The organism is Amycolatopsis sp. NPDC000009 (genome assembly GCF_055563465.1).
In genome coordinates this window covers 353,453-367,756 of the sequence record NZ_JBVHDI010000005.1, presented here as the reverse complement: position 1 = coordinate 367,756, position 14,304 = coordinate 353,453, and the positions used below count along the sequence as shown (strand labels likewise).

17 protein-coding genes are annotated in these 14,304 nt (G+C 70.2%); 10 read left to right on the top strand and 7 right to left on the bottom strand.

Annotated elements, in window-relative coordinates:
- Window positions 1-114 precede the first annotated feature (114 nt).
- Together ACZ3HL_RS17625 and ACZ3HL_RS17620 are read right to left on the bottom strand one after the other, a co-directional pair.
- Entirely contained in the window at window positions 115-396 is a 282-nt protein-coding gene (locus tag ACZ3HL_RS17625) for a hypothetical protein (RefSeq protein WP_465419765.1), read from the bottom strand.
- 17 nt (window positions 397-413) lie between these two features.
- Window positions 414-680 (bottom strand): hypothetical protein, encoded by a 267-nt coding sequence (locus ACZ3HL_RS17620; RefSeq protein ID WP_465419763.1) that lies wholly within the window; start codon window positions 678-680, stop codon window positions 414-416.
- A gap of 154 nt (window positions 681-834) precedes the next feature.
- Here ACZ3HL_RS17620 and ACZ3HL_RS17615 point away from each other — a divergent pair, with 154 nt between their 5' ends.
- From ACZ3HL_RS17615 to ACZ3HL_RS17600, 4 genes are read left to right on the top strand one after another with little or no spacing between them, the layout of a single operon-like run.
- Window positions 835-1,257 (top strand): helix-turn-helix domain-containing protein, encoded by a 423-nt coding sequence (locus ACZ3HL_RS17615; protein ID WP_034313685.1) that lies wholly within the window; start codon window positions 835-837, stop codon window positions 1,255-1,257.
- A 2-nt stretch (window positions 1,258-1,259) separates the two neighbouring features.
- Window positions 1,260-1,742, top strand: a complete 483-nt coding sequence (locus ACZ3HL_RS17610; RefSeq protein ID WP_465532082.1) for an ImmA/IrrE family metallo-endopeptidase — start codon at window positions 1,260-1,262, stop codon at window positions 1,740-1,742.
- Window positions 1,739-2,542: a hypothetical protein gene (locus ACZ3HL_RS17605; protein ID WP_465532080.1), complete on the top strand. Its 804-nt coding sequence runs from the start codon at window positions 1,739-1,741 to the stop codon at window positions 2,540-2,542. Before ACZ3HL_RS17610 ends, ACZ3HL_RS17605 begins: the two co-directional genes overlap by 4 nt.
- Window positions 2,436-2,816 carry a DUF6545 domain-containing protein gene (locus tag ACZ3HL_RS17600; protein WP_465532078.1) on the top strand — a complete coding sequence of 127 codons (381 nt, stop codon included), beginning with the start codon at window positions 2,436-2,438 and terminating at the stop codon, window positions 2,814-2,816. The genes ACZ3HL_RS17605 and ACZ3HL_RS17600 overlap by 107 nt, the downstream gene beginning before the upstream one ends.
- Before the next feature lie 3 nt (window positions 2,817-2,819).
- On the opposite strand, the gene ACZ3HL_RS17595 is transcribed toward ACZ3HL_RS17600, so the two are convergent.
- From ACZ3HL_RS17595 to ACZ3HL_RS17585, 3 genes are read right to left on the bottom strand one after another with little or no spacing between them, the layout of a single operon-like run.
- Window positions 2,820-3,491 carry an RlpA-like double-psi beta-barrel domain-containing protein gene (locus tag ACZ3HL_RS17595; protein ID WP_465532076.1) on the bottom strand — a complete coding sequence of 224 codons (672 nt, stop codon included), beginning with the start codon at window positions 3,489-3,491 and terminating at the stop codon, window positions 2,820-2,822.
- Complete coding sequence (locus ACZ3HL_RS17590; RefSeq protein ID WP_465532074.1) at window positions 3,491-4,981, bottom strand: glycosyltransferase family 2 protein; 1,491 nt, start codon at window positions 4,979-4,981, stop codon at window positions 3,491-3,493. The genes ACZ3HL_RS17595 and ACZ3HL_RS17590 overlap by 1 nt, the downstream gene beginning before the upstream one ends.
- A gap of 4 nt (window positions 4,982-4,985) precedes the next feature.
- Entirely contained in the window at window positions 4,986-5,153 is a 168-nt protein-coding gene (locus ACZ3HL_RS17585; protein WP_465532072.1) for a hypothetical protein, read from the bottom strand.
- Window positions 5,154-5,408: 255 nt separating this feature from the next.
- On the opposite strand from ACZ3HL_RS17585, the gene wecB reads away from it, so the two are divergent.
- Both wecB and ACZ3HL_RS17575 read left to right on the top strand, forming a co-directional pair.
- Window positions 5,409-6,611: a non-hydrolyzing UDP-N-acetylglucosamine 2-epimerase gene (gene wecB, locus ACZ3HL_RS17580; protein ID WP_465532071.1), complete on the top strand. Its 1,203-nt coding sequence runs from the start codon at window positions 5,409-5,411 to the stop codon at window positions 6,609-6,611.
- Window positions 6,608-8,335, top strand: coding sequence for a DUF2334 domain-containing protein (locus tag ACZ3HL_RS17575; RefSeq protein ID WP_465532069.1), 1,728 nt, complete (start codon window positions 6,608-6,610; stop codon window positions 8,333-8,335). Before wecB ends, ACZ3HL_RS17575 begins: the two co-directional genes overlap by 4 nt.
- Window positions 8,336-8,406: 71 nt before the next feature.
- On the opposite strand, the gene ACZ3HL_RS17570 is transcribed toward ACZ3HL_RS17575, so the two are convergent.
- Together ACZ3HL_RS17570 and ACZ3HL_RS17565 are read right to left on the bottom strand one after the other, a co-directional pair.
- Window positions 8,407-10,128 (bottom strand): tetratricopeptide repeat protein, encoded by a 1,722-nt coding sequence (locus ACZ3HL_RS17570; RefSeq protein WP_465532067.1) that lies wholly within the window; start codon window positions 10,126-10,128, stop codon window positions 8,407-8,409.
- Window positions 10,125-11,297 carry an ATP-binding protein gene (locus tag ACZ3HL_RS17565; RefSeq protein ID WP_465532065.1) on the bottom strand — a complete coding sequence of 391 codons (1,173 nt, stop codon included), beginning with the start codon at window positions 11,295-11,297 and terminating at the stop codon, window positions 10,125-10,127. Before ACZ3HL_RS17565 ends, ACZ3HL_RS17570 begins: the two co-directional genes overlap by 4 nt.
- Before the next feature lie 279 nt (window positions 11,298-11,576).
- Between ACZ3HL_RS17565 and ACZ3HL_RS17560 the strand changes: the two genes are divergently transcribed.
- The 4 genes from ACZ3HL_RS17560 to ACZ3HL_RS17545 all read left to right on the top strand — a co-directional run bounded on the left by ACZ3HL_RS17560 (window position 11,577) and on the right by ACZ3HL_RS17545 (window position 14,304).
- Window positions 11,577-12,641: a DUF5925 domain-containing protein gene (locus tag ACZ3HL_RS17560; protein WP_465532063.1), complete on the top strand. Its 1,065-nt coding sequence runs from the start codon at window positions 11,577-11,579 to the stop codon at window positions 12,639-12,641.
- A gap of 61 nt (window positions 12,642-12,702) precedes the next feature.
- The gene (locus tag ACZ3HL_RS17555) at window positions 12,703-12,978 is read left to right on the top strand and encodes a hypothetical protein (RefSeq protein WP_465532061.1); all 276 of its coding nucleotides are present in this window, start codon (window positions 12,703-12,705) and stop codon (window positions 12,976-12,978) included.
- A 206-nt stretch (window positions 12,979-13,184) separates the two neighbouring features.
- Window positions 13,185-13,610, top strand: a complete 426-nt coding sequence (locus ACZ3HL_RS17550; RefSeq protein WP_465532059.1) for a hypothetical protein — start codon at window positions 13,185-13,187, stop codon at window positions 13,608-13,610.
- Between the two features lie 4 nt (window positions 13,611-13,614).
- Window positions 13,615-14,304 carry a hypothetical protein gene (locus tag ACZ3HL_RS17545; protein ID WP_465532057.1) on the top strand — a complete coding sequence of 230 codons (690 nt, stop codon included), beginning with the start codon at window positions 13,615-13,617 and terminating at the stop codon, window positions 14,302-14,304.

Sequence of the window (14,304 nt, the reverse complement as noted above, 5' to 3'; positions counted from 1 at the left end):
TACACTAATCGGTTCACCGTGGCTTCCCGCGCCGCGCGACCGGGGGGGGGGGGGGTGTGCTCAAGCCCAGTTAGTCTTTTTGGGGGGCCCCTATTGGGGTTTCCGCGACGCTGCCTACTTCGTGCAGTGGATCCCGGCTTCACCCCGGTACATGACGAAGCTGATCTTCACCGAGTACAGGTGAATGGTCACGCACTGGTCGGGTGTGTACCCGTAGGCGGAGGCGTGGTCGTAGGCCTGCTGCAACGCCGTCCGCTTGGCCGAGGCCGACGTCTTCTCCACGGTGGTCCCGAGGAACGCCCGGGTCTCCGCGGCGCTCGCCACCCCCGGCGCGAGTGCCATGAGTCCCGCGAGGACCACGGCGGCCCCCGTCGCGCGGGCGATCGTCCTGTTCATCGTTTCCCCTCCTGGTTTCATCGCTGGCAGTAGAGCTCGACGATCGCGCTGTAGTAGTAGAACTGCGACCGGACGTCGGACGCGCGGACGTAGCACTGCGAATCCAGCCAGTTCGTGTTGCGGGCGTACAACCGGGCGACCTTTTCCGCCGACGTGATGGCGTCCGACGGCCCCGGACCGATGCCGGAGCCGTAGAAGTATGCGGTCTCCACGGCGAGTGCCGGCGTCGCCGACACGGTCATCGCGGCCACCGCCAGTGCGGCCGCGGTCAGCAACTTCTTCATGAGAGCTCCCCTCTGAGTCGTCAGCCAGAATCGACTGACTCCCTTCAGTCATTCATCTCAGCTAACGTGGTGACCGTAAGGGACCGCTGAAGCCGATGTCAACTCATGTGAATGTCAAGCTGACTGAGATTCATCTCAGCATACGGAGGTGAAGATGACCGAACCACGGGCGACCACGCTCACCGACCGGATCGACCGCCTCTTCCAGGTGGTCCGGCGGCCCAACGGCGAGCAGCACAGCCACGAGGAGGTGGCGCGGGCCTGCCGGGAGAGCACCGGGGAGTCGTTTTCCGCCGCCTACCTGTGGCAGCTGCGGACGGGCCGCCGGGACAATCCGACCAAACGGCACCTCGAAGCGCTCGCGGCGTTCTTCCAGGTGCCGCCCGCGTACTTCTTCGACGACGAGCAGGGAAGGGCTCTTGCCGAAGAGGTCGAGTTGCTGGGAGCGTTGCGGAACACCGCGGTGCGCAACCTGGCGTTGCGCGCGGTGACGCTGTCCGAGGAGGGGCTCGGCACCGTGTCCGACATCGTCGAGGCGATCAAGCGGCGCGAGGCCATGCGTGACCAGGGGGAGTAGCCATGCTGGGCAGGAAGAGCGCGCTCTGGCGCAGATGTGAGCGGATCGCGGCCACCGTGCGGCTGCCGGATCCGTTCGACGTCACCACGTTGTTCGGCGAGGTGGCGGCGATGCGCGGGCGGCCCATCGAACTGGTGGCGCTCGAGGCGCGGCCGGGGGCGCCGTGCGGGGTGCTCGCGGCCACCGGCCGGGCGGACTACGTGTTCTACACGCGGGACACGTCTCCGTTGCACCAGCGGCACATCCTGCTGCACGAACTGGGCCATCTGCTGTGCGGGCACGTCGAAGGCGAGGTGCGGCCGGAGGCGATCGCCGCGATGGTCGCGCCCTCGCTTTCGGCCGACCTGGTCCGCCGGGTCCTCGGCCGCACGACGTACGCGCAGGAGCAGGAGAAAGAGGCCGAACTCGTCGCATCGCTGCTCATGCGCCGGGCCGTGAGCGCCGCGCCGGAATCCGACCGGCTGCGCCACGCCCTCGGTTCATGATCAGCTATCTGTCCGCCGCGCTGCTGGCGGCGATCGGCCTCACCCGGCTGATGACGGTTCGCGCCGGGCCGAGGCATCTGGCCACGTTCTTCCTCAGCATGGCGGCGGGCCTCGCCGTCTCCGCCGATGCCACGGTCCGGTTCCTCGGGGACGAACTGCTCCCGCGGCTGGTCACCAACGCGCTGCAACTGCTCGCGATGCGCGCGCTGGTCCAGGTGGTCCGCAGTACGCGGTCACCGGAGAAGCCGACACCGTTCTGGCCGATCGTGCTGTGCTGGGCGCTGATGGTCGTGTGCTACGTGGACATCGTCCCGCATCGGCTCGAGGTGGGCACGCCCGCGTTCCAGTGGCGGTGGAGCGTCGTCGCCTACCAGGCCGTCCTCACGACATACGGGGTCGCCTGCCTGGTGATGTTCACGCGCACGCTGGCCCGCAGTGCCAGGGTCCGTCCACAAGGGACCTTCCGGACCGGCCTGCGGATCCTCTTCTGTGCCGCCGTCGCGACCATCGTGTGGGCGGTGTTCTCCGGGCTTCCCTCGCTGTGGCTGGAGATCACCGACCTCGCGGACCTCGATCATGCCACGTGCCCGCCTTGTCGGACTCTGCGCGATGGTGCTGTGGGTCGTCGGCGGACTGTTCACCACCTGGGACGGCGCGCTCCGGCTGGTGCGCGCGTGGCGCGGGATCCGGGCGGTGACGCCACTGTGGAAGGAACTCGTCGCCGCGCATCCGCAGATCGCGCTGCCCGTGCGGCACGACCTCGAATTCACCTTGTACCGCAGGTTGATCGAGATCCGTGACGGTCTGCTCGCGGTGCGGGCACACGTTCCGCCGCAGCTGGGGGACTGGCTGCGCACCCCGGTCGACGGACCCACGCGCGCCGCCGCCGAACTCGCGGCGGCGCTGGTGATGCGGGACGCGGGCCGCAGCTGGCCGAATCACCCGGCAGGGCCACAACCCAGCGTGCGGGACGAAAGCGCCTGGCTGAGCGCCATGTCGTCCGCGTTCACGAATTCCCGTGTCGTGCGGGAGGTGCGCGAGCGCGCGCTGGCGGAGGCCGGGAGGCTTTCCTGACGGTCAGGGCTTCCCGAGCTCCAGCGTGGCGTTGTGCAGCGACGAGTACATCGGGTCGGAAGTGAAGTCCGGCCCGGTCTCCTCGCCGAGGTAGACGTCGATGTGCCGGTCGCCGCCGAGGCCGGGGGTGAACTCGTCCATGATCCGCCAGGACGCGGACCGCAACCGCTCGCAGACGCCCGCGTCGATCGCCGAGCCGTCCTCCGCGGTGCCGCAGCCGGTGATCCGCAGTTCGCGGCCGGCGCCGAGGACGTTCGGATCCGCGGCGGCGGAGACGAACGGTTCCAGCGGACGGCCGTGGCTGTCCCGTGGCGCGTTGTCCAGCCAGAAACCGATGTCGTGCGACCAGTTCAGGTAGCGGCCGGCGTGACGGCCGCTGACGATGCGGCCGGTGCCTTCGTCCTCGACGGCCTGCACGAACCCTTCGGGGTAGCGCCCCAGCGGGTCGTCGCCGCGTTCGCAGTCGATCACCAGGCAGCCGGTGACCGGTACGGGATCTTCGTCGTGATGCGTTTCGACGGCGGTGTAGTACACGGTCACGTACCACCCGGCGGACGACTCCTTCCCGGCGTCGCCGCGGTCGATGGCGGAGGCCGCGGCGAGGGCCAGCACGACGGCCGCGAGGACGAGAACGAGCCTGTTCCGGTTCGGGCCGTGCCGGTGCCTGCCTGCCATCACACCCGCTCCAGTCGTTGCGTCGGTTCGGCTTCGGCCAGCGGGTGCGGCACCGGCCGGGTCCGTTCGGCGGCGGCCAGGACCTCCGAGGGGATCGGCTGGGTGACGCTGGGATCGACCGTCGCCGGTGGCGCGGCCGGACGCGGCAGCGGGAACGGCACGGAGACGGGCGCGGGCATCGGGGCCGGCATCGGCGGGGCGGCCTGGCCGTCTTCGGCGAGCCGTTCGGTCTTGGCCCAGCCGTTGCGGCCGGACAGGAGCCGGAACAGCGCACGCCACGTCGCGATGATGCCCAGCGCCAGGAACCCCGGGTACAGCAACCCGGCGAACAGGCAGCGGAAGATGTTCTCGTCGCGGAGCCGGACCCAGTAGACCAGCCCCCAGAGCAGGCTCGGCAGCATGGCCAGGCCCACCAGCATCGCGGCCGACGTCGGCAGAGTGTCCACTGTGGCCACCAGCCCGCCCAGGGTGCTCCCGGTGGCCAGCGCCACCGCGGACGCCGCGACCAGCCCGACCAGCAGCAGCGACATGGGCACGGTCAGCCAGGGCGAGAGCAGGTAGATCAGGAAGTCGGTGAGCCCGACGCCGCTGACGAACCTCGACGTGGTCAGCCTGCGAAGGTGCCGGAAGCATTGCAGATTTCCTTGTGCCCACCGGGTTCGCTGGCGCAGCAACCTTTTCACGTCGGTCAGGCCCTGCTGGGTGACCCACGCGGATTTCGTGTAGCGCACGCGGATCCCGGCCAGGTGCAACCGCAGACCGAGTTCCAGGTCCTCGACCAGGCAGGCCGACCACGGGCCCGGGTGGAACCGGGCGAGGACGGACAGCCGGGTGAATTGGCCGTTGCCGCCCAGGCCGACACTGCCGACCAGGTCACGCAGGGACTGCGCGGAGTCCGCGATGGCACCGAATTCCAGATCCTGGAGCAGGGCCAGCGTTTTGTGCCGGTTGTGGATGCGCACCCGGCATTGCACGGCACCGACCGACTTCTCCGCCATCAGTTCGGCGATCTCGTCGAGCATCCCTTCGCTGCAACGGCCGTCGCCGTCCACGATCCCGACGATCGTCTGCTCGATCGTGCCTTCCCGGCGCGCGATTTCAAGAATGTAGCGGTACGCCGTGTTGAGGCCCTCGCCCTTGCCTTGCCGGGCCATCGGGAGCTCACGGCGCAGCACGTGCAGCCGCGGATCCCTGATACCGGCCAGGATCCGCGGCGTCGCGTCGTCGGAGGCGTCGTCCACGACGACGACCCGGACCGGCGTGTACCGGGTTCCGGTGGCCAGCGCGTTGCGCACCGTGTTCGCGATGACGCGTTCTTCGTTCAGTGCCGGGATGACGATCCAGAACGGCACCGGATCCGGCGTCCGGCGCACACTGCGTGGTCGTTGCGGGGACCGCCAGGCGAAGACCGCCAGGACGAGGTTCTGCAGCGGCCACCAGATCAGGACGCCGACCATGATGGTGGCGATGACGGACAGACTGGTTTCCATTTCGCTACTGCCCCCTTTCCGGCGCGGGCGCGATTCGGACGAGAATCGAGCGAAGGGCGAAAAGCAACAGAACGAATGCGGCGAGTGACAGCGGCAGCCAAATCCCGGCGCTCGCGGTGAGCCCCATGGTCGCCGTCACGCCGACCGCCGGTCCGATCCGGATCACAGACATGTTCTCCCCCAGAGCTAGAAGTGCTCAAATCCTTGTGTGCGAAGGATTGCGCGTGATGCGTCCGGGCCCCCCGGCCGGTTCCGCTTCGTCGGCTACGACGTGAGGAGTCGCGTCCCGGTTCCCTCGATCGGGTGAGGAAATTCGACGGGAACCGGACAGAACCACTCTGCGTCGCACCGGGCACAGCGCCCCGCACAAAGGATCTTGCGAAGTGCGCGGAGTCGCCGAAAAGAATATTCGAACCTTGGGGGAGTAATGGTTTGGAATGAACAAGTGACCCGGCCGCGGGTGTGGCTCGTGATGGGGACCCGGCCGGAGGCGATCAAACTGGCTCCGGTCGCCGAGGCGATCGTCGCGGCGGGCCGGATGGAACCCGTGCTGGTCGCCACCGGGCAGCATCCGACGATGGTCGATCAGGCGCTGGAGACGTTCGGTGCCCACGCGGACGTCACGTTGCCGCTGAACCGCCGCGACGGTGGCCAGCCCGAACTGCTCGGCCAGATGCTGACCGGCCTGGACGAGCTGGCCGAACGTGAACCGCCCGCGGCGGTGGTGGTCCAGGGGGACACCACGACCACACTTGCGGGCACGCTCGCCGCGTTCTGGCGCCGGATACCGGTGGTGCATCTGGAAGCGGGCCTGCGCTCGTTCGATCTGGCCGCGCCCTTCCCGGAGGAGCTGAACCGGCGGCTGGTCACCCAGGCCGCGTCACTGCACCTGCCGCCGACACCGGCCGCGGCGGAGAACCTGTCGCGTGAACTCGTCGCCGCGGAGCGGATCCTGGTCACCGGCAACACTTCGGTGGACGCGATCCGTGCCATCGCCGACCGCGGGGCGGTGGATTACCGCGACGAACGGGTCGCCGCTGCCGTGGAGGCGGCCACTCAGGGGGAGCCGCTGGTGCTGGTGACCGCGCACCGCCGCGAATCCTGGGGCGAGCCCCTGCGCCAGGTGCTGCGCGCGGTCGCCGAACTGGTCGCCCGGCATCCCGGCCTGCGCGTGGTCCTGCCCGCGCACCCGAATCCGGCCGTCCGCGAGCTGGTCGGCGCCGAACTGGGCGGCGTGTCTCGCGTGGTGGTCACCGAGCCGCTGCGCTACGACGAACTCGCCGGCGCGCTCGCGGCGGCCACGCTGGTCCTGTCCGATTCCGGCGGGATCCAGGAGGAGGCACCGACCTTCGGCGTGCCGGTGCTGGTGTTGCGGGAGGTCACCGAACGGATGGAGGCGGTGCACGCGGGCTGCGCCCGGTTGGTCGGCACCGACCGCGAGCTGATCGTGCGGACGGCGTCGGAACTCCTCACCGACCCGCGGGCACGGGCGGCGATGATGAGCAACGGCAACCCGTTCGGCGACGGGAAGGCCGCGTCGCGCACCGAGCTCGCGCTGGCCCGGCTTCTCGGCCTGAGCGCCGAGCCGGTGGAGGAATTCGCCGCGCTGCCGGGAGGTGTGCTGGTATGACCGGGAAACGGAAGGGACACCGGCGCCGCCGGACGCCCGCCGGACTGAGGTTCGCGGCGCTGGCCGTCGTCGTCGCGACCGGGCTGGTGATGCTGGTCGTGTACACGCGTCCGGCCAGCGCGATACTCGCGTCGCCGGCGGCCGCCCCGGTCTCCCTCGGCGACCGGCTGGCGCTGGGCAGCGAGGTCGGCAGCCCGGGGCCGGGCGGGAACCGCGCCCACCGGACGCTGGTGGTCTACGACGCGGGTGAGCGGGACGCGCCGAACCCGCCCGCAGCCGCGGACGAAGCCGGAATGGCCGAGGCGCACGCGATGCAGACCGCGAACCTGGTCTCGCGGGCGGGCAGCTGGACGATGCGCGCCGCCGCCGATTACCAGGCGGGCGAGATCGGCGGCTACCAGGCGCTGGTCTACGTCGGCTCGATCAGCGAGGCCGCGCTGCCCGCCGCGTTCCTCGCGGACGTGGCGGCCGCGAACGTGCCGGTCGTCTGGATGGGCGAGAACATCCATCGCCTGGCGGAACACGACCCCGGTATCACCGCGCGCTGGGGATGGACGCCGGTGGGCCGCACCCCGACCTCGCCGACCGAGGTCCGCTACAAGAACGTGCCGCTCGAACGCAACCCCGAGATCGGCTCGATTCCGTTGGTACGGCGGGAAAACCCGGCGGTCAACGAAGTGCTCGCGGAGAGTGGGACGGGCGGTGAGCCCACGCCGTGGGCGGTGCGCTCCGGGTCCTTCACCTACCTCGCGGAGGCGCCGTTCTCCTACGTCAACGAGGGGGACCGGTACCTCGCCGCCGCCGACATCCTGCTCGGCACCCTCGCTCCGAAGACCGCGGAACGGCACCGCGCGCTCGTGCGGATCGAGGACATCGGGCCGCGCACCGATCCCGGCCAGATCCGCCGGATCGCGGATCTCCTCGGCGGGCAAGGGATTCCGTTCTCGCTCGCGGTCTATCCGTACTACGCGGACCCGCATGGTGTCGCCAACGGTGGCAGGCCGACCTTCGCCCGGCTCGTGGACAGCCCGGCCCTGGTCGACGCGCTGCACCACGCCATCCGGCGCGGCGCGACGTTGATCATGCACGGCTACAGCCACCAGTTCGAGGAGCTGGCGAACCCCTACGGCGGGGCGAGCTCCGCGGATTACGAGTTCTACACGGCGATCGTGGACAAGAACAACCACGTCGTGGAGACCGGCCCGGTCCCCGGCGATTCCGCGGAATGGTTCCGCGGGCGGATCGCCACCGGGCTCGGCGAGTTCCGCCGGGTCGGGCTGCCGGAGCCGGAGGTGTTCGAGTTCCCGCATTACGGCGGTTCCGCGGTGGACTACAAAGAGGTCAGTTCGCATTTCGCGGCGCGCTACGACCAAGGCAGCTACTTCGCCGGATACTGCCCGCGCGGCGCCTGCGGCTCCACCGGGACCGTGTCGTACCAGACCAAGTACGGTCAGTACTTTCCTTATCCGGTAAGGGATGTCTATGGCGCGGTGGTGATCCCCGAGAACCTGGACCACGTCGCGCCGGAGCCGTTCAACCAACATCCGGCCCGCCTGCCCGCGGATCTGCTCGCCGACGGCGCGAAGTCCAAAGTGGTCCGTGACAACGTGGCGAGCTTCTTCTTCCACCCGTTCCTGCCGCTGGAGCACCTGAGCACGGTCGTCCTCGGCCTGCGGGCGCAGGGATACGAGTTCACCACCGCCAGCGAGGTCGCCCGCGGTTGAGCGCAGTGGTCCGTGAAGGCCTCCTTGAGGGACCCAGGGTCCCTCAAGGAGGCCTTCACGGACCGGCCCGCTCAGGCACCGGTGACGTAGATGTGGGCGATACTCCCGTCCGCCCAGCGCAAACCGAGCCGGTGCCCGGCGAAGTCGTAGACGACCGTGGCTTCGCCGTTGGCACGGTTCACCCAGCTGTTCTGCGGAACGGCACCGTGCGCCCGCACGTAGGCGTCGACGGACCCACGATGCCCGCCGAGGTCGAGCCCGGAGATCAGCCGGTCCGCGTCCGGGCAGACCGCGACATCGACACCGACCCTCGTCACCAGCCCGTCGAGCACCTCCAGGTAGACACCGTCGACGCTCGGCTCATCGGGGACCAGCTCACTCCGCCGGACTGTCGAGCCAGGGAACAGCTCGCGTAGTTCGGCGTACGCCGCGGAATCCTCGGGCGTGCCCAGCGCGGCGCACATCGTCACGATGACACCGGTCAGCGGCGTCCCAGGGGCGGGAAGCGGATCGGCCGTCGGCTCCTCGGTCTTCAGTGGTGCCGGCCGCGGGTCCCGGCCGCCGAAATCCGCCACCCGGTCCCAGATCCAGTCCGCCATCGAGTCGGCGACGGGTTCGTCCGGCTGTCCCGGCCGGCGTTTCACCAGCGCCCCGAACGCGACGGCGACCAGGTAGGTCCCGGCGTCGTCGGTCATCACCTGTTCCCAGATCTCCTTCTCCGGCCAATCGGGATGCGCCGCCCGATCGGCCTCGATCCCGGCGTCCATGGCGAGGATCTCGGCCGCCGACAGCAAGCGGAACGGTTCGGTCCAGCCCCAGGCGGCGCCGGAGCCGGGCGGCTGACCGTCGTGCCAGGTGAGCAGATCCTCGGCGACCATGGAGCCGACCTTTTCCTCGCCCTCGGCCAGATCGTCCGCCGTGGCTCCCGGCCGCAGGGTGGCGCGCAGTTCGGCGGGCATCACCGCGTCCAGCGCCGCCAGCGCGGAGGCCAGGTCGATGCCGAGCTTCTGGTCGCGGATCTGCTGCCATGCCATCTCGAGCACGCCGGTGCCTTGGATGTCCGCCAGGGTGATGTCGTCGCCGCGCGCCTTTTCGACGATTCGCTGCATGGTCCGGGCGGTATCCACCAGGCTCTGCACCAGGTCGTCGGTCGGGTCCTGCCTCAACAGCCGGAGACCGAGTTGTTCGGCGTCGTCGAATCGGTACTGCGCCAGGTAGGCGTAGCCCAGCAGCATGGCGACCCAGGAGTCCGCCGCGTTGGCCCGGATGGCCTCCTCGGCCGCGGGAGCGAACCGTTCGGGTGGTGCGCAGCTCGCCAGCAGGTACTCCGCGCGTTTCGCCAGCGCTTTGGGGAGGTCGTCCGGCGCCGTCCGCGCGCACAGCTCCACCGCCTCGTCGAGTTGCCGCCACCCGGCCTCGTGCAGCCCGGAACGCGCCTGGGCGTCGCCCAGTTGCATCCAGTCGTCCCAGCCCTCGTGGTTCTGGCCCAGCACGGTGCGCGCCCAGCGCAACGCCTCGTCGTGGTTGTGCTCCACCGATTCCAGATGCCGAAGCGCACGAGCCGCCCAGATGAACTGGCTGTCCCGGCCGGCGGCCACTCGGAGGTAGAGGCGCCGCGCCTCGTCCGCGTCGCCGAGCGACTCGCGGTGATAGGCGAGCACCATCAGCGCGCTGCTCCGCTCCGGCTGGGCCGCGAGCACCCGCGCCGCCAGCTCGGCGACCCGGGGATGCGCCGGCTGCGCTTCGAGGAGTTCCCAGGCCAGGTCGAGGTCCCGCTCGACGGTGTCGCTCATCGCATGCCCCGCTTGACCCGGTACGCCCGGAGCTGGTCGAAGGTGCCGTCGTCGACGCCGTATTCCAGGACCGGCGCCACCTGGTCGAACCAGGACGTCGTGGACGGGACGATGCCGCCGACCGCGGCCAGCAGCGCGTCGGTGGTGACCGGCACCAGCTCACCCCTGCTCATCGACTCGACCATCGCCGTCTGCAGCACGGTGGTCGTCAAATGGCCGAGGTCGGCACCGGAGAACCCCTCGGTCGCCGCCGCGACGGCCACGACGTCGACATCGGCGGCGGGTTTGCCGTCCAGCGCGCCGTCGACGATCGCGGCCCTGGCGACCGCGTCCGGTGGCAGCACCAGCACCGTCTTGTCGATCCGGCCCGGACGGCGCAGCGCGGAATCGATGTCCCACGGCCGGTTCGTCGCGGCCAGGAAGTAGACCCCGTCGTTGGCGCCCGCCATGCCGTCGAGCTCCTCCAGGAGCTGGGTGACGAGCATCCGCATCGCGTGCGATCCGCCGCCACCGGAGGTACGCCGTCCACCGAGCGCGTCGAACTCGTCGAAGAAGATCACGCACGGCGTCGCCGCGCGGGCGTGGCGGAACACGCTCTGGATCGCCTTCTCGCTCTCGCCGATCCACTTGCTGAGCAGGTCCGCGAGGGTCACGTGCAGGAAGGACGCGCCGAGATCGCCGGCGATCGCCCTGGCGATGAACGTCTTCCCGCAGCCGGGCGGGCCGTACATCAGCAGCGACCCGCCCGGTTTCTGCCCGAACGCGGCCGCCAACCCGGGGTTGCGCAGCGGAGCGAGGAACGCGGTGTCCAGGTGCTGCTTGACCTCGGCGAGACCCGCGACGTCGGCCAAAGTCACCTTCGGGCGCTCGGCGTCCCACAGCGAAGCCGAAACAGCGGTGCCGTTCTCCTGACGGTCTTCGTCGGCAGGGGCCGGAACCGGGTTCGAGGCGCGCAACCGCGCCGCCATCAACCGGGCGCGCAGCAGCCGGGCCCGCGCCGGATCACCGCCGTGTGCCTCGAACGCCGCCAGTTCGGTGGCGGCACGGCCCGGCTCCCGCTCCAGCAGAAGCGTCACGAAGTCTTCGCGCAGAGCCAGATTGCCGGGATCGGCTTCCACCTCGCGCGCGATCACCTCGACGAAGGCGTCGTCCGGATCCGCGCCGTTCATCGTGCGGCTCCTTCGCTCCAGCCGTCGAGTGTCACGCCGACGATTCCGGGGTTGTCGTCTCTGGTCATGCGGTTCTCTCTCGTCCGAGCCGTGGGCATGTCCGTTCCGGCACCAGACAAGCATCCCTGCGATCATCGGGGCGCCGGGGGTGGGGGACGGGCTCAGCCGGCTGCGCTTGGGCGCAGATCGGCGGCCCGGCGCATTTCGGTATCCCTGTCAGGGGTGAATTGGGGGACGGTCCCTGATGTGCGCCCGCCTCGCCGGATGGATCGTGGCGTGGTGACAGCAAGGACACTGGAAACATTTAGGCCCGTACCGGCCGAAACCCTCGACCGTGCGATGTTCTTCGGCGGCAACGCGCCGATGGAAGGCGTGCTGAATTCGCTGGCGATGGAGCCTTTCATCACCGGTGCGCAGCCGCACGCGCGAGCCGCCGAAATCACCGAGGTCTCCCCGGAGGCGGCGCTGCTGCCCCCGGGCGTCACCGCGGATCTGACGTACGAGCTGGACGGACGGCACTCGCACCTCGCCTTCGGACCTGAATGGACACTCGTCGCGCTGCGGAGACGTGCCGGTGCCGCGACCGTGTGCGTGTCCGCCACCTCGGGCGAGCTGGCGGACGAGGTGCTCGCGGCCGCTGTCCGGACCGCACGGACGGGAACACCGGGGGAATCGGCCGTACCGGTCGGTTTCTGGCACGTGCAGGGCTGTGGTGGCGCCGGGGTGCGGGCGCCCCGGACCATGGACCTGCCGCCGTGGCAGGACATCCGCGGCAACTACCCGCGGTCGGCGGTGACCGCGCTCGACACGCTCATGACGGTGCGGCCGCAGGACGTCACCGGCAGGCTGGTACTCCTGCACGGCCCCGCGGGCACCGGCAAGACGACCGCCGTACGCGCGCTCGCGCACGAATGGCGGGACTGGTGCCAGGTCGACAACGTCCTCGACCCCGAGGTCCTGTTCGCCGACCCGGGCTATCTGACGTCGGTGGTGCTCGGCGAGGAGCGGGCGGACAAGCGGAAATGGCGGCTGCTCATCCTCGAAGACTGCGACGAACTGGTCGGCGCGGACGCGAAGCGCGACTCCGGGCAGGCCCTGTCCCGGTTGCTCAACCTGACGGACGGACTGCTCGGTCAAGGCCTGGACATCCTCGTCTGCCTGACCACCAACGAGAACGTCGCGCGGTTGCACCCCGCGGTGGTCCGGCCGGGCCGTTGCCTCGCGGAGATCGAGATCTCCCGGCTGCCGCGAGACGAGGCGGCCACCTGGCTGGGCACGGATGCGGAGATCGGCGCGGACGGTGCCACCCTTGCCGAGCTCTATCGCCTGCGAACCGCGGTCTAGCCCGGCCTCGGGGTTCGCCGTTTCGCCGGATCCGCGGCGGCCGGGCTGTTAGGGTCCCGCCATGCGGGTGTGGTGGTGTGGCCTGGTCATAGGCGCGGTCGCGCTGCTCGGCGCTTGTGGCGGCGGGGCGGGGAAGGGACAGGTCGTGCCCTCGACGACCACGACGACGGGCCTCGTGAAGACGACGACGCGGCCGCCGCAGACCCCGGCGACCACCACGACCCGGACGACGCCGGAGACGACTCACACGACGACCCAGCGCACCACGACCCATCGCAAGACGACGACCGCGAAGCGCCCGACGGCACCGCGCCGCACTCCTCCCCGGACGCGCTGAGGGCGCGCTCGACTCGCCAGTGCTGGGGACAACCAGCAGGACGCGAAGGGGCACATCGCCGCACCAGACGCAGCGAAAGCTCCTTTCGGCCAGCTGCCTTACCTCTCGGTGGCCGTCTTCGGCACGAGAGCCCCTTGTGGACAGTCATGGTCCATTTCGGAAGTTCCGCCGAGATCGAGTACGCGGTCTGGGATCCTTGACCGGTGATGGAGAGCGCGAGACGCGAGCTGGAGCGGATGCGGGGATCGTCCGATGCCTGGCAGGAGGTGCGCTACGAGCGCGCCACGGATGCCGATGGCGACGACTGCGACGCGAACGCGGTGCGGCGGGCGAAGGTGTTGTGGGCGCTGCAATACGACCGCCGGCCCGGCGATCTCCCGCTGGTGCGGTGGCTGGCCGGGCAGGAGGCGGTGTGCCGTCACGAGGCGCCGTTCCAGGGACTGAGCGAGGAGACCGAGCTGGCCGGTTTCCTGCTCGCCGAATACCGGCAGGTCGAGGACGTGTGGCTGCACTGGGAAATCAAGGTGGCGAACTTCGACACCTGGATTGGTTACGACGAGGAGGCACCTGTTCGCCGCCGGAGTACGGGGCACCACCGCCTTCGTCCGCGACAGCGGGCATACCGACCGTGACGCCGTGCTTGAACGTCTGCTCGACGAGAAGGGCAGGCCCTGCGTATCCGAGGAGGGCCTGGCGGAGTGGTCGGAGCGCAAGCGCTCTCGATTCCCCGCCGATCCGGCCGCCGAGGACCCGTTCACCTGGGTCAGGCGTGCCCGGCTGACCGGCGATCGTGAACTGATCCGCCGGGAGCTGGACCGGTGGGCGGCCGACCGCGGGCGGGACAAGGAAACACTGGGCCTGCTCCGCCACTATCTGGCCGGCTTGGGGGCGTTCGCCGAGGCGGCCCGAGCGCAGCGCGAAAGCCTGGCGTTCGCCGGCACCGTCCAAGAATCGGCGTTGGCGTGGCGGACCCTTGCGGGACTGGAACGCCAGGCCGGCGACCACCACGCCGCCTGGGAGGCGCTGCGCGAGTGCCGCCGGGCCCTGGACGGCGTGCCCGGGTGGCAGGAGGTGGGGATGGGCCGGATGTACGTGGAGGAACTGTTCTTGCTGGCCCGGTCCGCGGAGGGTGAGCTGGCCGAGGCGGTGTTCGCCGAGGCGGACCGTCAGGCTCGCGACGTGCCCGGCCTGTCCCTGGTGGTGTTGCGGAGCGCCGCCGCGGCGGCCGTCAGGGTCGGCGACGAGAACAGAACCGGGCACTACCGGAGGCTCCGCGACGCCGAAGAACAGCGCATCGACACCGAACTGGGCCGAGCCCACCCGTGA